This window comes from Nisaea denitrificans DSM 18348 (assembly GCF_000426505.1).
In the GTDB taxonomy this organism is placed as follows: Bacteria; Pseudomonadota; Alphaproteobacteria; order Thalassobaculales; family Thalassobaculaceae; genus Nisaea; species Nisaea denitrificans.
This window is the reverse complement of the sequence record NZ_KE384531.1, coordinates 493,662-513,484: the sequence shown is the minus strand read 5'-3', so window position 1 is coordinate 513,484 and position 19,823 is coordinate 493,662. Positions and strand designations below refer to the sequence as shown.

Below are 19,823 nucleotides of genomic sequence, written 5' to 3'. Positions count from 1 at the left end.
AATATGAGCACGTCTGTCAGTACGGTGTAAATAACTCCGCCCGATTTACCCGCCTGGATAGAGCGCGGAGCGATATGCGAAGAGCGCGGGGAGCCCGCCGGTATGGATGTAGAGCACGCTACCCATGCCCTCAAACGCGCCTGCGCGAGTGAGGCCGATCAGACCTGCCAAACTTTTCGCCGTATAGACCGGATCGACGATCAGCGCCTCGAGACGACCTGCAAGATCAATAGCCTCGTGCGTGCTCTCCACCATCTTGCCGTAGCTCGGGCCAAGCCAGTCATCACGGCATATCACATCGCTCTCGGGAACGATCTCGCCACAGCCGAGCATGTCTTCGGCCAGCCGGGTGATGGAGAGAACACGCTCTGTCTGGCTCTTCGCGTCCCGGCGCACACAGATGCCGTGCACCGGCCCGGTATATCCGGCGAGGCGCAGGCCTAGCAGAGTGCCGACATGGGTGGCTGCACTGCCGCTCGGCACCACGACGGCATCGAATTGCATGTCATTGGCGGCCGATTGTTGAAGCAGTTCGACTGCGCACTGCATGTAACCGAGAGAGCCGGTCGGTTTGCTGTCAGCCGAGAGGGTGAAAAGATATGGCTTCTTGCCCTCCCGTTTCAGACGGCCGGCAATACGGGAGAGGTTGGTGTCCGCCGCCTTCTCGTCCTCGCCAAGCGGGAAGTGATGCATGCGAGCACCGAACATCCGGTCCAGCAAGACATTGCCGGACTTGTGATATTCCTCGCCCATGCCCTCGACCCGGTTTTCGAGCTGAACATGGCATTCCATGCCGAGCTTCGCCGCGAAGGCGGCCGCCGTGCGCATGTAGTTCGACTGCACCGCACCGGTGATCACGGCCGTATCGGCCCCGGCTGCCTGGGCGGCGCCGAAGGAGTATTCGAGCTGGCGCACCTTGTTGCCGCCGGTGGCAAGGCCGGAGCAATCGTCCCGCTTCACCCAGAGCGACGGCACCTGCTTGCCAAGTTCCTCCGAGAGATGCCCGGCGAGCCGGTCCATCTTCTCCAGAGGCGTCGGGAAATGTCCGAGCCGGACGCGCGGGAACCCATTCAATCGGTGTTGCAGCGCGTCCGGCCCCGTCATCATTCCATGCCTTCAAGTTCGGTGATGAAGCCGTCGATCACATCCAGCCCCTTGGACCAAAAAGCCGGATCGCTGGCATCCAGCCCGAAGGGTGCGAGAAGTTCCTTGTGGCGCAGTGTCCCGCCAGCGGACAGCATCTCCAGATACTTCTCCGCAAAGCCCTCTTCCGCGTTTTGATAGACGGCGTAGAGCGAGTTGACCAGGCAGTCGCCGAATGCATAGGCGTAGACATAGAACGGCGAATGGACGAAGTGCGGGATGTAGGACCAGAAAGTCCGGTAGTCGTCGTCGAATTTGATGGATGGACCGAGGCTGGCGGTCTGGGTTTCGATCCAGATATTACCGAGATCCTCCGGCATCAGCTCTCCGTTGCTCCGGGCCGCATGCACCTTGGTCTCGAACTGGTGGAACGCAATCTGGCGGACCACTGTGTTCAGCATGTCCTCGACCTTGCTGGCCAGCATGGTACGGCGTTGCTTCGGATCAGTTTTTGAGGCGAGCACTGCGCGGAAGGTCAGCATTTCGCCGAAGACAGATGCCGTCTCCGCGAGAGTGAGCGGCGTGTCGGACAGGAGCTGGCCCTGCTTGCCGGCGAGGACCTGATGCACTCCATGGCCGAGCTCATGAGCCAGGGTCATCACGTCCCGGGTCTTGCCCTGATAATTCAGCAGCAGATAAGGGTGTGCGCTCGGCACGGTCGGATGGGCGAAGGCGCCGGATGCCTTGCCGGGACGCACAGGCGCGTCGATCCAGGCATTGTCGAAGAAGCGTTTGCCAACCTCGGCGAGACCAGGCGAAAAAGAGCCATAGGCGTCGAGCACCGTCTTTTGCGCTTCGGCCCAGGGGATCGTCGTGTCGTCATCGTCCGGCAGCGGCGCGTTGCGGTCCCAATAATTCAATGCATCGACACCGAACCATTTCGCCTTCAGTGCATAATACCGGTGCGACAATCGGTGATAGCTGCCGGTCACGGCATCGGACAATGCCTGCACCACCTCGTCCTCGACCTGATTGGCGAGGTTGCGTGCCGAAATTGGCTGGGCATAACCACGCCACTTGTCATCAATGGCCTTGTCCTTGGCGAGCGTGTTTGTGACCAGCGCGAAGAGGCCGATATTCTCTTTCAGCACACCGGCGAAGCTCTTCGCCGCTTTCTCGCGGATCGCGCCGTCCTTGTGGCTGAGCTTGTCCAGCACCTCGGCAGAGGTGAGCTGCTTGCCGTCAAACGGGAAGCGCAGGCGGGCGAAGGTCTCGTCGAAAAGCCGGACCCAGGCGGATTTGCCGGTCACGGATTTCTCGTGCAGCTTCTCCTCGATCTCGTCGGAGAGCTGGTGGTCCCGAAACGCCCTGACATCGCGCAGCCACGGCTTGTAGAAGGCGAGTTCCGGCGCCTTCAGGCTGACCTGGAGATCCGCCTCCTTAATCCGGTTGATCTCCAGAGTGAAGAACAGCAGGTCCGTTCCCGCGGCGTTGACCTTTTCCTGCATGGATTGGAAGAAACGGCCATTCTCGGCGCTGCTCATGTCCCCGGCATAGACGAGATAGGCATAGGACATGATGCGTCCCGTGATCTCGTCCATCTTCTCATAGGCCTGGATGGCGCGGCCAAGTTCGGTGCCGCCCAGACCAGCGATTTTTCCGGCATACTGATTCTTGAAAGCCTTCGCGTCCGCGGCAAGTTTATCCAGATCCTTGCTCAGGGCCTCCGACTCCGGCCCGGGATAAAGATCGGAAAGATCCCATTCGGGGAGAATGCCAAGTTCGGATTGTGCGGCTTCGGCCATCTGTTTATCCATTCGTTTCATTAATGTGAGCGCGAACACTCAACAGATCGTTCGTCTGCTAAACTTATCCAGAGCCGCCAAGAAACGAGCGACCACGGGAGGAAACACTAATAATGGACTACAAGGCAGTACGAAATCTCGCAACGCTGTTCTTCGATCAGTCCGAGACGTATTCCGACCGGCCGTTTCTCTGGGCGAAACACTCTGGCACATACGAGAGTCAGAGCTATGCAGAAGTCGGCGCAGAGGTGCAGCGGATCGCGAAAGGCCTCCGGGCGCTCGGGATTGCAAAAGGGGACCGGGTCCTTCTCCTCTCGGAGAACCGGCCCGAATGGGTGATCGCCGAACTGGCCATTATTACCATTGGCGCCGTCGCGGTCCCCGCCTACACAACAAGTACGACCGACGATATTCTCTACATTCTCGACCATAGCGGCGCCAATGCCGCCGTCGTCTCAACCGAGAAGCTGGCGCGCAAGCTCCTGCCGGCGGCGCGGAGCGCAGACGCCTGCGACACGGTCATCTCCATCGATGCTCCCGGCGCAGAGACCCAGGCTGGCGTTCGGGTATTGGGCTGGGACGCGATCGCAGCCATGGGTGCTGACGAGTCAGGCGATCCCGTCGAATGGGCAGCGACCCTGCAACGAGACGAGGTTTGCTGTTTCATCTACACGTCGGGGACCGGTGGACGGCCTAAGGGTGTCATGCTGACCCACGGGTCTCTGCTCGCTAACTGCGACGGGGCGCACGATCTCCTGCGCGGCTGTGGTTTGGAGAATGAGGTTTTTCTCTCCCTTCTGCCGCTGTCCCACTCTTACGAGCATCTCTGCGGGTTGCATTTTCCGATCTCCATCGGTGCACAGATTTACTACGCGGAGGGGCCGGAGAAGGTCGCGCAGAACCTGACCGAAGCGCGGCCGACGATCATGACCGCTGTCCCCCGGCTTTACGAGGTGCTGCACGATCGCATCAGCCGCGGTGTCGAGGCAAAGGGAGGGCTCAGCGCGAAACTGTTTCGCCGTGCTGTTGCCCTCGGCCGGAAGGCCTATAAAGATCCGCATAGCCTGACATTGCTGGAGCGGGCGGAAAACAGGCTGCTGGATATAGCGGTCCGCCGCAAGGTGGCCGGACGGTTCGGAGGACGGCTGAAAGCCTTTGTCTCCGGGGGGGCGGCGCTCAATCCCGATATCGGCACCTTCTTCCTTTCGCTCGGCGTGACCGTCTTGCAAGGCTATGGGCAGACAGAGGCTTCTCCTGTCGTCAGCTGCAACAGAAGCGCCCTGATCAAGATCCACTCGGTCGGGCCGCCCCTGAAAGGTGTCGAAGTGAAAATCGCGGAGGACGGAGAGATCCTCATACGCGGCGAGCTCCTGATGAAAGGCTACTGGCTGGACCCCGAGACTACCGCGCAAACCATAGTCGACGGCTGGCTGCATACCGGAGATATCGGGAAGATCGACGAGGACGGCTATATCGTCATCACCGACCGGAAGAAGGACATCATCGTCAATTCCGGCGGGGACAATATTGCGCCTGCCAAAGTCGAGGGTGAGCTGACGATCGAACCGGAAATCAGTCAGGCGATGACCTATGGCGACAAGCGCCCCTATCTCGTCGCAGTTCTGGTTCCGGAACAGAGCTTCATTGAAGAATGGGCCAAGTCTTCAGGTGTAGAAGCAAACCTTGCCGATCTGTCGAAAAACGAGGCTTTCGGCAAGGCTTTGGGCGGCGCTCTGGAGCGTGCCAACGCCCGTATGTCTCAGATAGAAAAAGTCCGCCGTTTCGTCATAGCGTCCGAACCGTTCACAACGGAAAATGCAATGATGACCCCAACCCTGAAGATCAGGCGGCACAAGATCCGCGAGACATACTGGGAACGGCTGGACGGGCTTTACGCACGAAACTGAGAGCAAGACTGCCAATCGCTGGTTTTGGCCCCGCGAAACAAAACTGGCGAACCAAGCGTAGGTTCGTGTAAAATAAGGAAGATTAAAGCCTAGAATAGGGCAATCAACTCCTGCCGAAACGGTCTGGAATGAAAGGCTCAGAACGTTGAGCAACTACAGTACAAAACCGGCCCCCAATTACGGGCATCGCGTTCTTGACCCAATGCCAACTCGGGAAGAACTCGACCGTTTTTATGCCGAACAATATTACGATCTCATAAACGAGGGTAAGCTTGCCTCCGACATTGCGCGGGCCAACCGCGGCGGCGATGAGGCGGCAGATCAGGGAAACTGGCTCCGGGAAACCGTTCACAAAGATATCATCGATATTCTGTTGGAATACGCGCCCGGGAAGCGAGCCGCCGAAGTCGGATGCGGGCTCGGCGAGCTTATCAGCGACATGAAGCAGGCAGGGCTTGACCCGCTCGGCATCGATCTGGCCAGCGATGCTGTTGAAGCCGTGAAGTCCAAAGGCCTGGATGCACTCGAAGGGTCATTGGATGGTCTCTTTGAAGATGGAGCGATCAAGCCCGAGAGCCTCGATGCGGTGATCTTCAACAATGTGCTCGAGTTTACGCATGACCCGGTACACAACCTGAAGACTGCGTCCAGAATACTGAAGCCCGGCGGGGTCCTGATGGTCCGCGGCGGAAACGACTTCAACGCACTGCAGGTGGCGGCCGTCGATTCGCTTGGCCTCAAGGAATGGTGGGTCTCACCGCCAGGACACATCAACTACCTCACCTTCGATGCCGTTGAGGCCATGATGCACGATGTCGGGATTATGCCCTTCCATCGGCACGGCGAATTTCCGATGGAGCTATGGCTTCTGCTCGGCTTTGATTATATTTCAGATCGTACACTCGGAGCCGACTGCCACAACAGGCGTGTCGCGTTCGAACGATCTATCCCGACCGAGGTCCGCAGGCGCCTCTATAAAGCCTTCGGTCAAGCCGGGCTCGGTCGAACAATGGTGATCGCCGGGAGGCGCGCCTAGGAGATGACGATGCGCGTTGCGATCATGCAACCGACATGGCTCCCCTGGATGGGATATTTTGATCTGATCGATCAAGTCGATCAGTTCGTCTTCCTTGATACCGTGCAATTTTCCAAACAATCCTGGCATTGCCGCAACAGGATCAAGACCAGTCAGGGCAGCAAATGGATCTCGCTGCCTGTTTCCGCCCGCTTCAGCGAAGGTACCAGCCTCGACACGGCGATTGTCCATCCGGAACACCGGATTCGAAAGCTGGCAAAGACCTTACAGCAGGAATACTCGACCGCCCGCGCCTTCAAGACAGAATTCCCCATACTGACGGAACATTTGTCGTCCATACCTGACGGTGCATGCCTCGCGGACATCAATATCGATTTTATCCATTTTGCAATGGGCCGGCTCGGCATCAACACGAATACGGTCCGCGCAGGTACACTTCCGAATTTCGACGGCCGTATCACGCGCCTTGTCGAAATTTGTCGTCTCTACGGGGCCGACACCTATGTCAGCGCCCCCGGTTCGGCCGACTATATAGGGCCGGATGGGATGAAGCGATTTGAAGAGGCCGGGATCAATCTGGTATTCCAGCGATATGATCATCCAATTTACCCGCAGTGCGGATTCGGGTTTACCGGCTTCATGTCGATCGTAGATCTATTACTGAACGCCGGGGCGCAGGCTGGAGCAATTCTCCGCTCTGGCCACCGCGATCCGATACCAGCTCTCGAGTTTTTCAGTGTTTCCAGGAGTGAGTCCGGTGGACGAGAAAACAATTACGGCGCAGCTTGATACATGGCGGGGTCGGTTCGGCGATGCCTATGCCGAACGTAACTCTGCAACAACCGAACGCGTGCGCGACTACACCCGCGCATACGCGAAAATGTGGGAATGCATGGCCGCCGACCCGCCAGCGACCATTCTGGAATGCGGCTGCAATGTCGGTATCGCCCTGCGTGCCTTGTCGAACATCACCTCCGCTGAACTGCATGCAATCGAGCCGAATGCAAAGGCCCGCGCCAAAGCAATTGCTGCTGGCGTAACGGCGAAAGGCAACATCGTCGAAGGGTGGCTGCAATCGATTCCGTTTCCGGATCGGCATTTCGACATGGCTTTCACATCAGGCGTCCTGATCCATGTGGAACCGGATTCTTTGGATACAGCGCTTTCCGAACTTGGACGTGTCGCAAACAAGTACGTGTTGATGACCGAGTATTATTCCAAGCACCTTCAGGAGGTCGAATATCGCGGCCAGAACGAGATGCTCTGGAAAGCGGATTACGGCGAGCTTTTCATGAAAAAAAACCCGGGCTGGCGCCCCGTCGAAGCCGGGTTCTTCTGGGACAAGCTGACCGGATTTGGCGATTCAAACTGGTGGGTTTTCAAGCGCGAAGAATAACAAGGCCACGTATCAATGGCACCGGCAGCAAGCACGGTGAATCAGGAAACCGAGAATCTCGAGCAACTGTTCGCCGAAGCAATCGTCCAGCATGAAGCTGGGCGCTTGGACAAAGCGCGGCCAATTTACGAGAAACTCCGTGCGTCCGTTGGGCCAAACCCGGACATTCTGCACCTGCTTGGCACTCTTGAATTTCAGCAAGGAGCCGCAACAAAAGGTGCCCGGCTGATCCGGCTTGCCATTCTTCAACGGCCCGAGCCAGCTTCCTACTATGACCATTTCGGCAGCGCCATGCGCAGCACAGGCAATCTGACCCTTGCCGGGTCTGCCTACGGGCGCGCCTGTATTATCAATCCTGCATCTGGTTCCGCTTTTCTCAATTCCGCGATTGTCGCGCTGGAAACAGCGGATCCCGACAAGGCAGTGGAAAGAGCCGGGCAAGCGGTTCGCCTCATGCCCGGTAACGCGGAAGCATGGTTGCGCTTCGGCTCCGCCCTTTACACGATCAACAAATATGAGATGGCCTTGGAGGCTTTCGGTCAGGCTCGCGACAGGGCACAAGAATCAGTCGAGCCCTATTTCCATTTGCAGAGAACCCACACTGCCCTGAAAGACACCGCTGCTGCGGACAAAGTGGCTAAACAGGGAATGCTGCTTGATCCTGGTCGACACGAGTTTTATGCCCATTTTCGTGGTGGAGATATCCAGGAAGCCACCAGCTGGAAAGGCCTGTTCCCAAAACGACTTGCAACCATCGTAAAGCCTTCTTCTTCGAAAGTCTGGGAACAGCTCGCAGCCGAATTTTATAGCGAATTGAAATATGTGTCCGTCGCCAGGGCGGCTCAACGTGGTGCGGTTTTAACCCCGGAACTCATCGGCCCCTATAACTCCCTTGCCACGGCCACCTATCACCTAGGCCAGTTCGAGAGCTCCATTCGCATCTCCGGCTATGGCCTCGCTGTTTCGCCAAAATTTGGAGATATCGGGTTTAACCTGAGCCTTTCGGCGTTCAGTATCGGCGATATCGAGACAGGATGGAAATACTGGCCAAGTCGGCTGAGCATGGCCAAGGCCGCGAAACGCTTCCACCTGCCCAAGCACTGGACTCCAAACGAAGACGAGCCTGGCCATCTCCTGGTGGCGTCGGAACAGGGAATCGGCGACGACATCATACATCTCAGTTGCCTGCCTGATCTGCTGGACGAGGTCGAGCAAGTGACCGTCGAGACCGACGCCCGCCTGTTTCCCCTCTTGAAACGCAGCTTTCCAAAATTGAATCTCATAGAGAAACAATTACAGCCCGGCCCAAATGGCGAGACGACTCACAATTATCAAAACGCTCAGAGCGAACACCGGTTCACCCATAGCCTGATATCCGGAGACCTGCCGGCTCTCTATCGCCACGAATCACATAAATCCGACCCGCGAAACGGATATCTCAAGGCCGATGGGATGATGCAGTCGGAATGGCGAAAGCGCCTGAGGGAATGCGGTCCCGCACCATATCTCGGCCTCTGCTGGCGCAGCGGAACCTTGATCACAGACCATCGAAAAATCGCTTATCTAACCCTTGAGGAATTGATCGCGGAAATACCGACCGAACGCTTCACCCTGATAAATCTGCAATACGGCGACCCATCAGATGAAATCAGGGAGCTTCAGGAAAAAACCGGTATTACAGTTCATGACTTTCCCGATCTGAACCAGACAAAGGAACTGGACCGCGTCGTCGCGCTGATGTCTTGCCTAGATCTGGCTGTATCTCCCGGCACGGCAGCGCTCGCTCTGGCGTGTTCGGTCGGCATTCCGGTCATCGGGCTGCAGAAATCATATTTATTTGTCGGTGACGGACGGGACATTTTGTTCCCGAACCTTTACCCGGTGAAGCCGCGGTCCGCCCCAACCATTGTTCCGGACCGGGCACAGCGGATGGGTGAAGCAATCCGCTATTTCCTCCAACACGGAAAACTTCCGATCAGGAAACCCTGATCCGGTTCACGTGGCCCATCTTGCGGCCCGGACGGGCTTCCGCCTTGCCATAGAGGTGTAACTTCGCGTGCGGCTCGGCGGCGATATCCAGCCACTGATCTGCCTCATTGCCAATCAGGTTCTGCATGACAGTCGGGAACAACACGTCCACCGGGCCCAGCGGCAGCCCCGTTACCGCGCGCACGAGTTGCTCGAACTGGCATGTGGCACAGCCGTCCTGCGTCCAATGTCCGGAATTGTGCGGACGTGGTGCAACTTCGTTCACAAGAACCTCGCCCTCTGTGGTCACGAACATTTCGACAGCCAGAAGGCCGACCAACTCCAGCCGCTCCGCCAGAGCAACGGCCGTGGCCCGGGCAGCTTTCTCCGTCGCCTCGGGAATGCTCGCCGGCACGGTGCTGGTGCTGAGGATGTGATCCACATGATGGTTTTCGGCCACAGGGAAAGCCAAAGCTGTACCGTCGGCGCCGCGCGCCACAATGACAGAGACTTCCTTGTCGAAGGAGACGAAGCCTTCAAGCACCGCATCGTCTGTCTTCAACGACGCCCACGCCGCCGCAAGATCCGTCTCCGCCGTGATCTTGACCTGACCTTTTCCATCATAGCCGAAGCGGCATGTCTTGAGGACGGCGGGACGGCCGATTTCCGACACGGCGTCGCACAATTGGTCAAGACCGGTGACATGCCGGTAAGGCGCTGTACCCGCTCCCGAATCGCGCGCGAAATCCTTTTCGGCAACGCGATGCTGAGAGACCGCCAGCACACTCGGCCGTGGCCGCACGGGCGCCAGCTTCGAAAGGCGCTGCACAGTATCGACAGGGATATTCTCGAATTCATAGGTAATGACATCGACCGCTGCGGCGAATTCCGCCAGCGCCGTCTCGTCTTCATAGGAAGCGACCGTGGTCTTCTCGGCCACCTGCGAGGCTGGGCTGTTTTCTTCCGGCGTATAAATATGACAACGATAGCCAAGCGGTGCCGCCGCCAACGCCGTCATGCGGCCAAGCTGTCCGCCGCCGATAATCCCTATGACGGAACCGGGAGCCAATACGTCAGACATCAGGCATCCACCGGAACGTCGCCAATCGCATCGGTCTGCGCCGTACGCCAGGCATCAAGCCGGCTGTGCAAAGCCTCATCTTCATTCGACAGGATCGCAGCGGCGAGCAAACCCGCATTCTTCGCACCGGCCTTGCCAATGGCAAGCGTTCCGACCGGAATACCGCCGGGCATCTGGGCGATAGAGAGAAGACTGTCCATCCCCTTGAGCGCCTTGCTCTCGACCGGAACGCCCAGCACCGGGAGCGTGGTTTGCGCCGCCACCATTCCCGGCAGATGCGCGGCACCGCCGGCGCCGGCAATAATCACCTTGAGTCCCCGTTCCCGCGCCGTCGCGGCATAGTCCGCCATGCGAGCCGGCGTCCGGTGCGCGGAGACAATCCGGGTTTCGTGCGGGACGTCGAGGGCTTCTAGAATGAGTGCGGCTTCCTTCATGGTCTCCCAGTCAGACTGGCTGCCCATGATGATACCGACAAGAGGGGTCGCGGCCTTGGCCATATACGCATTCCTGCTTCCGTCACGACCCCAGCCCGAAAGACGGGAAAGGTCAAAGAAGCGCGGCATTATAGGAGCGGGGCTTGCAGTTACAAGCTTGGACTGACGACTTCCGCCCGCTCCGGCTTCATGCTTCAGTCTTGGCACCTGATATTCTGGGGAGGCAAGCCCAATGACAGCACTTCGAACACGGGATGCAACAGCCTTCCTGCATCAAGCTGACTCCACACCGGTCGACCATGCCTTCATCTCTTGCGAGGGTGCCGGGGCGACAGACGAAACCGGGCACCGGTTCTTGGATTTCCACGGCAACTCTTGCCACAATATCGGCTACCGGCACCCACGGCTGATCGCCGCCCTGAAAGAACAACTCGATACACTCTGCTTCACCCCACGGCTTTTCACCTCCGAGCCTGCTGTTGAGTTGGCGGAGATGCTGGCCGCCCGCTGGATTTATGGCCCGGCGAAAGTACTGCTCGGCACCTCCGGTGCCGATGCCATCGAAATGGCCCTCAAGCTCGCCTATATCGCTACAGGCCGGACCAGCACTGCCGCTTTTGACGGCAGCTGGCACGGCGCCGCGCTAGGCGCTCTCTCGGTTGGTGGCACGACCAGTGAGAGAGTTGGTTTCCCGGCGCTTGAAGGCTGCCATCATGCCCCATCCTATTGGCCACGGCGGCAGGAAGAAGATCCAGAGACCAGCGCCCGAGATGCGCTCACCGGCCTGAAACAGATCCTTGAAGGCAACCAGATCGCCGCGCTGATCGCAGAGCCGGTACGGTCCACCGGACAGACGGCACCCGACTGGTTCTGGCCAAAGATCAGAACGCTTTGCGACCACGCGGGAACCTTATTGATCTTCGATGAAATCCCAACGGGCCTCGGCAAGACCGGTCGGCTTTTCGCAAGCGATCATACCGGCGTCGCACCGGACATGACGGTGCTCGGAAAATCTCTTGGAGGCGGCGTTCTACCGCTCTCGGCGGTGATCGCTAGAGCAGAGCTTGATGTCGCCGGGCATCTCGGGATCGGACATTATACGCACCAGAAAAACCCGGTCCTGGCCCGCTCCGGGATCGAGACTTTACGGATACTCGACTCGGAAAACCTGATTACAGCGTCTGAGAACAAAGGCTGTGACGCTTTGAAAGCGCTGGAGCAAATGACAACGGAGGTTCCGGCATACGAGACCGCAATCGGCCTCGGGCTCTCCATGGCTGTCGCCTGCACAAATCCCGATCAACTAAAAGACCTGAAAGATGCCTGCTACAGGCTCGGCCTCAATACCGGTGCAGCCGACGGACGTCTTCTCACCCTGTCGCCGCCTCTCACCATTTCAGAGGATGAGCTTGCCAAGGCCACCGAAATCCTTCGGCGTGCCAGTCTTGAAGTCGTTAGCTGACGCCAGTTCCATTGCGTTGCGGATCGTAAAGCAGCCAAGTCTTCACCTTCTCAGACCGGCCGAGAACATCAATGCTCTGCGGTTTTGATTTGGTCTTGCCCGACAAGTGGAGGATGCCAAGCGGGCGGTGCGGAATGCCCGGCTCGACAAATTGGGATATCCTGGGATCGAAGGCGGGAAGCGCCATGCTGGCCAGCCAGTTGAACTGGCTAGGCAGGAAACAGCGCGGATGATCTCCAGCATAGACAACGTGATTGAGCGACATCTGGTCTGCAAAAAAGCCGACATGTCGCTGCAAAGCTTCCCTCAGCTTCTCTGCCCACAAGTCCCAAAGCGGATGCGCCGACGGCATCGAAAAGACCCCGCAATTCAGGACCGGGTTATAACCAACCCTCTTTGCGACATCGTGTCCGAAGAATTGCGCCTGCTGGTCAACGGTCCAGCGGACATAAGCCTTGAAGTCAAAACAATGCTCATAGGCCCGGTCCATCTCCGGGGCTATATTGAGGTCGCCACGGCGCGCGCCTTCAATGAGCCAGTCAATTGCCCACCAGTTCTGAACCCAGGCATCCGCGTCAATCCAGATATAGACGTCATAACCCGGAAAATGATCGCGTAAGAATGGCCGGGAGGTCATTGCCTTGAAGCCGTCTCCAACCTTGGTTGGGTCGCCATCCGGCGGTACGAAATCGATATCCCAGCCGGGCGTCACGACACTTGCACCGTATTCGGAGAGCTTTTCCAGATTGCCGGCGGAGAGTCCGAGGTTCAGATAACCGATATCAATATCGCCCTGCTGCTGGCCGCGCACCGAGCGCAGCAAACATTGCGAGATCGGAAAGAACCGATCCTCTCCGGCCGTACAGATGATGGTTTTGACACTCACTGCGCGGACCGCCCGGGTCAGGCAATGATGTCGGGCAGCAGCTCGCTCTCAAGCCTGATCATCTGATCCTTCAGGAGCAGCTTGCGCTTCTTCAGACGCTGGATCTGGAGCTGATTGAACGGACCGTCTTCCGCCAGACGTGCAATCACGTCATCAAGGTCCCGGTGTTCGATCTTCAGCTCTTCGAGCCGGCGGGACAGTTCTTCGCGGTCCTGTTCCAACAAGGCATTCCGTTACAATTTGTATGTGAGACGGTCTGTCATATCGCAAAGCACAATAGTTTGGTAGGGCGCTTTTGCATGCTAGACAAGACGGATGAGCGTGCCTGACACCCCATTCTGGACCTATTCACTCGCGACCTATGGCCGGAAAGACGTGACCGCCGGATGCCTGGCTTTGCAGGACCGCTTCGGACTCGACGTGAACCTTATCCTGCTTTGCTGCTGGCTAGGCTCCCGCGGCACGGCTCTGGACAGGGCTAAAGCCGATCAGGCCGTTGCTCTTGCCGGAGAATGGGCGAACCCGGTGATAGCCCCCCTGCGTGCGGTCCGCCGGCACCTCAAGCCCATGACCGCAGACGCGCACGTCGCGAGCTTCCACAAACAACTTGCCGCCCTTGAGCTCGAAGCGGAACAAATCCAGCAGCATCGGCTTTTCGAATGTTTCGCTGCTCTTCCTGCCGATCCAGCAGCAGCACCTCTCCCGACTACCGCCAATAATCTCGCGCTTTACCTGACCGTTCTCCGCCCCACCACGCCCGGACAACCACTTGAGCAGCCGCTGCGTGAAACTCTTGTAAAACTGCTCGTCGCCGTCTTTCCCGAGGCGGCGGAAGCGGATATCGTTTCGTCTCTTGCCGTATCGGCTACCGATCCGACGATATAGGGAGTTCGTTTATGCGCGACGGCGCCACGGTTACGCTTCGTTTTGAGAAACCCGATGGCGGAATTCTTGCCGTCACAGTGTCCAACCTGATTGTCGGCGGCTGGACCGGCCGCGATACGGACGCGCTCCAGCATCATATCGACGAGCTGAAAGCCATCGGCGTTACCCCGCCGAGCGAAACGCCGCTTTTCTACCGCAATGCAGTCAACGTGCTGATGCAGGACGACGCCATCCAGGTTGTCGGCCCGGATACGTCGGGTGAAGTCGAGGCCGTGCTGGTCTCCACCGATGAAGGCATCTGGGTGACCGTCGGCTCCGATCACACGGACCGCGCCGCCGAGACTTATTCGGTCGCCGGCTCAAAACAGATGTGCCCTAAAATTCTCGCCCGGGAAGCCTGGCCGCTCGATGATCTGCTGGATCACTGGGACGATCTCCGGCTCAGGGCGCGCGCCACTATTGACGGCACCGAAGTCCCCTATCAGGACGGAGCGCTTGCCGCCATGCGCCGCCCGGAGGAAATGATGGAGCTTTATGCCAATGGCGCCCTGCCATCCGGTTCTGTCATGATGCTCGGCACCTTCGCCGCCATCGGCGGTATTCGTCCCGCCAGCCGTTTTGCCATGGAGATCGAGGATCCCGTTCGCGGCGCCACGATCTCTCACGCCTACGATATCCATTCCCTGCCACTTGTGAGTTAAGCCCATGTTCGCCCCCCTGAAAGACCTTGCCGCCGATCTTGCCTCCGGAAAAACAAGCTCGGAGAAACTGACGGAGGAAGCCCTCGCCCGGATCGGGGATGCAAAGGGAGAAGGCGGCAGGGCCTACACGGATGTTTTCGCCGAAGCCGCCCGTGCCACAGCGAAGGCAAGCGACGCTCTCCGTGCTTCGGGCGTGGTGCCCTCCGCGCTCGCGGGCATTCCGATCTCGGTGAAGGATCTGTTCGACATCAGGGGCCGCGTCACGATGGCCGGATCCGTCGCCCGCAAGGACGAGCCTGCCGCCGACGAGGACGCACCGGTTGTTGCCCATCTCCGAGCTGCAGGTGCGGTGATCCTCGGCCGTACCAACATGACCGAGTTCGCCTTCTCCGGCCTTGGCCTCAACCCGCATTACGGCACGCCCAAGAACCCGTTCGACCGGGAGACCGGCCGCATTCCCGGTGGCTCCTCCTCCGGCGCTGCGATTTCCGTCACCGACGGCATGGCCGCCGCCGGCATCGGCACGGACACCGGCGGATCGGTCCGCATTCCCTCCGCCCTGAACGGGCTGACCGGCTTCAAGCCGACCGCGCGCCGCGTGCCTACGGATGGCGCCTTCCCGCTCTCATGGGCACTCGATTCCATCGGCCCGCTGGCCCGCTCCGTCGATTGCTGCGCATTGCTGGATGCGATCATGGCCGGAGAGGCGCCATCGGAGGTCGCACCGCTTTCGGTCAAGGGCATGCGTCTCGTGGTGCCGGGCACCATGGTGATGGACGATATGGACGAGCATGTCGCCAAGGCATTCGAGGCCGCGCTCGACAAGCTGTCGGCCGCCGGGGCGCTGCTGGAAGAGAAGAGCTTCGAATGGCTGCTGGAGATCCCGGCTTCCAACAAGGCGGGTGGTTTCGCCCCGACCGAGGCCTATGCAATCCACCGCGAGCTGCTGTCCCGCAAGGAAAGCGCCTATGACCCGCGTGTGGCCAGCCGTATCCAGGGCGGCGCTAAAATGACGGCAGCGGATTATGTGATCCTGAGCCGGCGCCGGGTCGAGATCCAGGCCGTCGCCAATGCCGCCACGCGGGACTACGACGCCGTGCTGATGCCGACCGTTCCGCAAATCGCTCCGAGCATCGCCAGCCTTGAGACCGACGAGCACCTCTACCACACGACGAACCTGCTGATGCTGCGCAATCCGTCCCTCGGCAACTTCCTCGACCGCTCCGCCGTCTCCCTACCCTGCCACGAAGCAGGCACGGCACCGGTCGGCCTGATGGTCATGGGCGAGACGATGGGTGATGCGAAGACCCTGTCGGTCGCCGCGGGTATCGAAGCGGCTCTGGCGGGTTAAAGCCTAGCGAGCTCCAGCAAAAGGGGAACGCCGTTTCGGGGCGCAGGCTTTCAGCGCCTCGAACGGATTCTTCAGCTTTGCGCCTGCTTCTTTTAGACGCCCGGTCAGTTTCGGGATCTGCATGACGTTCTGGATTCGGCGATCCAGGAACAACCAGGTCTCTGCATAATCTTCTGACGTGTCGTTCAGCCAGAACAGAACGGTCGAGCTGTAGACTGCCGCGAGCAGCCCACGCTTGGTGTAGAAATTATAGTCGGTCGCGGTGTCGCCCGCAGCTTTCCAAATCGCGTCCACCGTCTTGTAAAGACTGCGGGTGCCGAGACCGCTATGGCCGGGTATGGCGAGATAGGCGAGCGTCCGGCGTACTGCTTCTTTATGCGGCGCTGCCTGTTCAAGCCGGATGCGTACGGCAGTTCCAATGCGCTCGCGGACTTTCATCGCAGACGGATTCCTTCTCTGAAAAGCCTGCACCATGTCCCGGTCCGCACGATCCAGAAAATGCCCAATACAATCCGTCACGCCGGCGGGGAACAGGCGATCAAGCTCGGCGATCGAAATGCCCGCGTCCTCGGCGCCGTGACGCAGGGTCTTGCGGCTCCAACCGTCAAACATGACATGCGGCAGGATGCAGTCGAGCACCCGGTCACGTTCCGCCTCGCGTTTTTCCAGCACGGAATCGGTGTCTTCGGTCATTTTCCGTCTCCCCGAATCTCGTCCGGCGACGCATCGACCGCCGCCTGCAACAGTTCCTCGCCATAGCCGAAGCGGCGCATATCCGTCATCCGCTCGGGATAGAGAATGCCGTCCAGATGATCGACTTCATGCTGAACCACTCGCGCATGAAAGCCTTCCGCCCGACGCAGTACTTTCTCACCCTGCAGGTCGAAGCCCCGATAGGCAATCTTCCGGTAACGCGGCACTTCGCCCTTCAGGCCGGGAATCGACAGGCAACCTTCCCAGCCCAGCTCCATCTCGCCGGAAAGCGGCTCGATTACCGGATTGATCAGGACCTGCAACTCCAGCGGCCCGTCATTCGCCGCGGCAGTTGCCCGCTCGCCCGGCACTTTGAAGACAATAATCCGTTTCGGGACACCGATCTGCGGCGCCGCGAGGCCGACGCCACCGGCTGCCGTCATCGAGTCGGCCATGTCCGCGGCAAGGGCCGCGATCTCTTCTGAGGCCGGATCCGGAATTTCATCGGCCCGGCGTCTGAGCACCGGCGCGCCCATGCGTACGATCTGTTGTGCTGTCATACCTTGGATATAGAACCCTCTCCCCATTTGGTAAACTCTCGGCTATAATCTGCATGCGTCAGATTGGCGCCGAGAACAGATTGCAAAGCCGCCATGCAAAAGCCGCGTGATTTATCCACGCGGGGCCTTTGCAAGCGGCAATCTCTTGTGATACACACCGCGTTCTTGTCCCAGGGGGGCGAATTTTCCCGGGGCATTCTGCGTTCTGAATTCGCACAATTGTTTTGGAGGTCGGGTTTCGTGCATGTAACGGTCCGCGATAACAATATTGATCAGGCACTGCGCGCGCTTAAGAAGAAGATGCAGCGCGAAGGTGTCTTTCGGGAAATGAAGCTGCGCCGCAACTTTGAAAAGCCGTCCGAAAAGCGGGCGCGCGAGAAGGCTGAAGCCGTCCGCCGCTACCGCAAGCTGATGCGCAAGCGCATGGAGCGTGAAGGCTTCTAGAGCTTCAGGGCTTCGCCGCTCCGGCGGCAGACTACCCGATCCAAACACGGAACCGCCCTCGCATGCCGAGCGGCGGTTTTTGTGTTTGTAGAATTTCTCCCGGTCAGTCGTCCTGTTTTGGCATCAGCCGCGCCAGCGACATGGCAAGCTCTGCAATCGGCTGGGTCTGCACGATGACACGGCCGGGGCCTGTGACGTGCGTCACGAAAATTCCCTCACCACCGAACACCAGGTTCCTGATGCCTTTCTGGAAAGCAATGTCGTAGTCGCACGTTCCGGAGAAACCGACGAGGCAGCCAGTATCGACGGTGATTCGTTGCCCCGCGGCGAGTTCACGCTCCACCAATGTGCCGCCGGCATTGAGGAAGGCGAGGCCGTCCCCCTCCAGCTTCTGCAGGATCAGTCCCTCGCCGCCGAAGAAGCCCGCGCCAAGCTTGCGGGTCAGCGCGATGGAGACATCGACGCCGCGCGCGCTGCAGAGATAGGCATCCCTCTGACAATAGAAGAGACCGTCATTCTGGCTGAGGTCCATGGCCCGGATCTGCCCCGGCATGGAGCCGGCAAAGGACACGTCCTGCCGCCCATCTCCTTCATTCACGAAATAGGTCAGAAACAGGCTCTCGCCGGAGAACTTGCGGAACAACCCGCCCAGCAAGCCGCCGGACAACTCCGTGGTCATTTTGATGTGCTGGTCCATCAACACCATGGCGCCGGCCTCGGCCTGCACCGCCTCGCCAGGGTCCAGGGTGACTGTCAGGAGCGGGGCGTGATCCCCTTCGATCCGGTAGTCGATAACATCGGCGGCCATAAGAACTCCTGTCGGTGCGGATAAACCGGCGGTCAACGACACATAGTGTCGGCATGTGCGCAATCAACGTGATTACAATCCGGTATTCAGACCAGTAATGCTGCCCTACCAATCAGAGACAAGTCCAGCTTCGGGACCGCCGCCATGACAAATCTTCTCTCCGAAATGCTTGCAACCCGCCCCTGGCTGCTGGCCGACGGCGCCACCGGCACGAACCTGTTCGCACGCGGCCTGCAACATGGCGATGCGCCGGAGCTGTGGAATTTGGAAGAGCCTGAAAAAGTCCGGGCACACTACCGGGATTTCATCGATGCGGGCAGCGACATCGTCCTGACCAACACATTCGGCGGCACGGCGAACCGGCTGAAGCTGCACAAGCTGGAAAACAAGGTCTACGAGATCAACAAGGCAGCCGCCGAATTGCTCGCGGCGGAGATTGCCGAGAGCGGCCGGACGATCGTCAATGCCGGCAGCGTCGGACCGACCGGCGACCTTTATGAGCCGCTGGGCCCGCTTACCATAGAAGACGGAAAGAATGCCTTCGCCGCCCAGATGCGCGGCCTGAAGGATGGCGGTGCCGATGTTGCCTGGATCGAGACTATCTCCTCCGAAGAGGAGCTGACGGCCGCACTGGACGCAGCGGACGAGGTCGGCATTCCGGCGGTCTGCACTCTCTCTTTCGATACCAATGGCCGCACCATGATGGGCATGACGCCCCAGCGCCTGGTGGAGATGATGCATGCGCGCCCCGTGAAACCGGTCGGCTTTGGCGGCAATTGCGGCACCGGTGCGTCGGACCTGCTGGTCGGCCTGCTCAGCGCCCGCGAAAGCCTCGCAGCTGACGACATTCTGATCTCCAAGGCCAATTGTGGCATTCCGGTCTTCGAGGACGGCGAGGTCCGCTACAACGGCACCCCGGAGCTGATGCAGGCCTATGCCGGTCTCGCGGTCGATCTCGGGGCACGGATTATCGGCGGCTGCTGCGGCACCACGCCGGAGCATGTCCGTGCCATGCGGCAGGCACTGGAAAGCCACACCAAGGGCGATACGCCCGACATGACGGCCATCGTCGCGGCTTGCGGCACCCTAACAGGCGCCACCGCGGAACTTCTCGGTGATGGAGTAGGCAAAGAATCTTCTCGCCAGCGCCGTGGTCGCAGACGGAATTAATCCGGCGAAAGCCGATCCGGGAACGGTTCGGTTTATTTAACTTTCCGGCCTTTTCAACACGTTGACCCTCCCCTGCACCGTCCTTACCTTCAGGATCGGAACGGACAACCATTCCCGCGGGATTTGACAGGGCAGCTTGCATCCGCGTCACCA

20 protein-coding genes are annotated in these 19,823 nt (G+C 59.4%); 11 read left to right on the top strand and 9 right to left on the bottom strand.

All coding sequences use genetic code 11. The annotated features are described in order from the left end of the window. Positions 1–45: 45 nt before the first annotated feature. Positions 46–1,107, bottom strand: a complete 1,062-nt coding sequence (locus K328_RS0119380; RefSeq protein WP_205620709.1) for a D-cysteine desulfhydrase family protein — start codon at positions 1,105–1,107, stop codon at positions 46–48. Beyond that, entirely contained in the window at positions 1,104–2,888 is a 1,785-nt protein-coding gene (locus K328_RS0119375; protein WP_084608421.1) for a M3 family oligoendopeptidase, read from the bottom strand. Before K328_RS0119375 ends, K328_RS0119380 begins: the two co-directional genes overlap by 4 nt. A gap of 113 nt (positions 2,889–3,001) precedes the next feature. On the opposite strand from K328_RS0119375, the gene K328_RS0119370 reads away from it, so the two are divergent. The 5 genes from K328_RS0119370 (at position 3,002) to K328_RS0119350 (ending at position 9,216) form a co-directional block, all read left to right on the top strand. Further along, positions 3,002–4,795 carry an AMP-dependent synthetase/ligase gene (locus K328_RS0119370; protein WP_028467388.1) on the top strand — a complete coding sequence of 598 codons (1,794 nt, stop codon included), beginning with the start codon at positions 3,002–3,004 and terminating at the stop codon, positions 4,793–4,795. Between the two features lie 202 nt (positions 4,796–4,997). After that, on the top strand, positions 4,998–5,831 hold the full coding sequence (locus tag K328_RS0119365; RefSeq protein WP_028467387.1) for a class I SAM-dependent methyltransferase: 834 nt from the start codon (positions 4,998–5,000) through the stop codon (positions 5,829–5,831). Positions 5,832–5,840: 9 nt separating this feature from the next. Then, the gene (locus K328_RS0119360; protein WP_028467386.1) at positions 5,841–6,620 is read left to right on the top strand and encodes a WbqC family protein; all 780 of its coding nucleotides are present in this window, start codon (positions 5,841–5,843) and stop codon (positions 6,618–6,620) included. Further along, positions 6,589–7,227: a pseudaminic acid biosynthesis-associated methylase gene (locus K328_RS0119355; protein ID WP_028467385.1), complete on the top strand. Its 639-nt coding sequence runs from the start codon at positions 6,589–6,591 to the stop codon at positions 7,225–7,227. The genes K328_RS0119360 and K328_RS0119355 overlap by 32 nt, the downstream gene beginning before the upstream one ends. Before the next feature lie 15 nt (positions 7,228–7,242). Beyond that, the gene (locus tag K328_RS0119350) at positions 7,243–9,216 is read left to right on the top strand and encodes a tetratricopeptide repeat protein (protein ID WP_028467384.1); all 1,974 of its coding nucleotides are present in this window, start codon (positions 7,243–7,245) and stop codon (positions 9,214–9,216) included. Here the strand turns inward: K328_RS0119350 and K328_RS0119345 are convergent. Then, a complete protein-coding gene (locus K328_RS0119345; protein ID WP_028467383.1) occupies positions 9,203–10,276 on the bottom strand; it encodes a 5-(carboxyamino)imidazole ribonucleotide synthase in 1,074 nt (357 codons plus the stop codon). The genes K328_RS0119350 and K328_RS0119345 overlap by 14 nt on opposite strands. After that, a complete protein-coding gene (gene purE / locus K328_RS0119340; RefSeq protein WP_028467382.1) occupies positions 10,276–10,773 on the bottom strand; it encodes a 5-(carboxyamino)imidazole ribonucleotide mutase in 498 nt (165 codons plus the stop codon). The genes K328_RS0119345 and purE overlap by 1 nt, the downstream gene beginning before the upstream one ends. Positions 10,774–10,942: 169 nt before the next feature. On the opposite strand from purE, the gene K328_RS24990 reads away from it, so the two are divergent. After that, positions 10,943–12,172, top strand: a complete 1,230-nt coding sequence (locus tag K328_RS24990) for an aminotransferase class III-fold pyridoxal phosphate-dependent enzyme (RefSeq protein ID WP_051285176.1) — start codon at positions 10,943–10,945, stop codon at positions 12,170–12,172. On the opposite strand, the gene K328_RS0119330 is transcribed toward K328_RS24990, so the two are convergent. Continuing rightward, entirely contained in the window at positions 12,165–13,058 is an 894-nt protein-coding gene (locus tag K328_RS0119330) for a hypothetical protein (protein WP_028467381.1), read from the bottom strand. The genes K328_RS24990 and K328_RS0119330 overlap by 8 nt on opposite strands. 17 nt (positions 13,059–13,075) lie before the next feature. After that, the gene (locus K328_RS0119325; RefSeq protein WP_028467380.1) at positions 13,076–13,282 is read right to left on the bottom strand and encodes a YdcH family protein; all 207 of its coding nucleotides are present in this window, start codon (positions 13,280–13,282) and stop codon (positions 13,076–13,078) included. A gap of 91 nt (positions 13,283–13,373) precedes the next feature. On the opposite strand from K328_RS0119325, the gene K328_RS26090 reads away from it, so the two are divergent. From K328_RS26090 to K328_RS0119310, 3 genes are read left to right on the top strand one after another with little or no spacing between them, the layout of a single operon-like run. Continuing rightward, entirely contained in the window at positions 13,374–13,943 is a 570-nt protein-coding gene (locus K328_RS26090) for a TIGR02444 family protein (protein WP_051285174.1), read from the top strand. An 11-nt stretch (positions 13,944–13,954) separates the two neighbouring features. Then, positions 13,955–14,644, top strand: coding sequence for a DUF2848 domain-containing protein (locus K328_RS0119315; protein WP_036554939.1), 690 nt, complete (start codon positions 13,955–13,957; stop codon positions 14,642–14,644). Between the two features lie 4 nt (positions 14,645–14,648). Continuing rightward, on the top strand, positions 14,649–15,995 hold the full coding sequence (locus tag K328_RS0119310; RefSeq protein ID WP_028467378.1) for an amidase: 1,347 nt from the start codon (positions 14,649–14,651) through the stop codon (positions 15,993–15,995). 3 nt (positions 15,996–15,998) lie between these two features. On the opposite strand, the gene K328_RS24980 is transcribed toward K328_RS0119310, so the two are convergent. Together K328_RS24980 and def are read right to left on the bottom strand one after the other, a co-directional pair. After that, positions 15,999–16,688, bottom strand: coding sequence for a COQ9 family protein (locus K328_RS24980; RefSeq protein WP_084608418.1), 690 nt, complete (start codon positions 16,686–16,688; stop codon positions 15,999–16,001). Then, positions 16,685–17,248 carry a peptide deformylase gene (def, locus tag K328_RS0119300; RefSeq protein ID WP_028467377.1) on the bottom strand — a complete coding sequence of 188 codons (564 nt, stop codon included), beginning with the start codon at positions 17,246–17,248 and terminating at the stop codon, positions 16,685–16,687. The genes K328_RS24980 and def overlap by 4 nt, the downstream gene beginning before the upstream one ends. 240 nt (positions 17,249–17,488) lie before the next feature. Here def and rpsU point away from each other — a divergent pair, with 240 nt between their 5' ends. Continuing rightward, the gene (gene rpsU / locus K328_RS0119295) at positions 17,489–17,692 is read left to right on the top strand and encodes a 30S ribosomal protein S21 (RefSeq protein WP_028467376.1); all 204 of its coding nucleotides are present in this window, start codon (positions 17,489–17,491) and stop codon (positions 17,690–17,692) included. Positions 17,693–17,795: 103 nt separating this feature from the next. Here the strand turns inward: rpsU and K328_RS24975 are convergent, their stop codons facing one another. Further along, on the bottom strand, positions 17,796–18,500 hold the full coding sequence (locus K328_RS24975; protein WP_036554937.1) for a TIGR00266 family protein: 705 nt from the start codon (positions 18,498–18,500) through the stop codon (positions 17,796–17,798). A 144-nt stretch (positions 18,501–18,644) separates the two neighbouring features. Between K328_RS24975 and bmt the strand changes: the two genes are divergently transcribed. Next, a complete protein-coding gene (gene bmt / locus K328_RS0119285; protein ID WP_028467375.1) occupies positions 18,645–19,670 on the top strand; it encodes a betaine--homocysteine S-methyltransferase in 1,026 nt (341 codons plus the stop codon). Positions 19,671–19,823: the final 153 nt, after the last annotated feature.

Coding starts and splice junctions, on each gene's coding strand:
- K328_RS0119380 (WP_205620709.1), bottom strand. CDS start 1,107: ATGATGACGGGGCCGGACGCGCTGCAACACCGATTGAATGGGTTCCCG.
- K328_RS0119375 (WP_084608421.1), bottom strand. CDS start 2,888: ATGGCCGAAGCCGCACAATCCGAACTTGGCATTCTCCCCGAATGGGAT.
- K328_RS0119370 (WP_028467388.1), top strand. CDS start 3,002: ATGGACTACAAGGCAGTACGAAATCTCGCAACGCTGTTCTTCGATCAG.
- K328_RS0119365 (WP_028467387.1), top strand. CDS start 4,998: ATGCCAACTCGGGAAGAACTCGACCGTTTTTATGCCGAACAATATTAC.
- K328_RS0119360 (WP_028467386.1), top strand. CDS start 5,841: ATGCGCGTTGCGATCATGCAACCGACATGGCTCCCCTGGATGGGATAT.
- K328_RS0119350 (WP_028467384.1), top strand. CDS start 7,243: ATGGCACCGGCAGCAAGCACGGTGAATCAGGAAACCGAGAATCTCGAG.
- K328_RS0119345 (WP_028467383.1), bottom strand. CDS start 10,276: ATGTCTGACGTATTGGCTCCCGGTTCCGTCATAGGGATTATCGGCGGC.
- purE (WP_028467382.1), bottom strand. CDS start 10,773: ATGGCCAAGGCCGCGACCCCTCTTGTCGGTATCATCATGGGCAGCCAG.
- K328_RS24990 (WP_051285176.1), top strand. CDS start 10,943: ATGACAGCACTTCGAACACGGGATGCAACAGCCTTCCTGCATCAAGCT.
- K328_RS26090 (WP_051285174.1), top strand. CDS start 13,374: ATGAGCGTGCCTGACACCCCATTCTGGACCTATTCACTCGCGACCTAT.
- K328_RS0119315 (WP_036554939.1), top strand. CDS start 13,955: ATGCGCGACGGCGCCACGGTTACGCTTCGTTTTGAGAAACCCGATGGC.
- K328_RS0119310 (WP_028467378.1), top strand. CDS start 14,649: ATGTTCGCCCCCCTGAAAGACCTTGCCGCCGATCTTGCCTCCGGAAAA.
- K328_RS24980 (WP_084608418.1), bottom strand. CDS start 16,688: ATGACCGAAGACACCGATTCCGTGCTGGAAAAACGCGAGGCGGAACGT.
- def (WP_028467377.1), bottom strand. CDS start 17,248: ATGACAGCACAACAGATCGTACGCATGGGCGCGCCGGTGCTCAGACGC.
- K328_RS24975 (WP_036554937.1), bottom strand. CDS start 18,500: ATGGCCGCCGATGTTATCGACTACCGGATCGAAGGGGATCACGCCCCG.
- bmt (WP_028467375.1), top strand. CDS start 18,645: ATGACAAATCTTCTCTCCGAAATGCTTGCAACCCGCCCCTGGCTGCTG.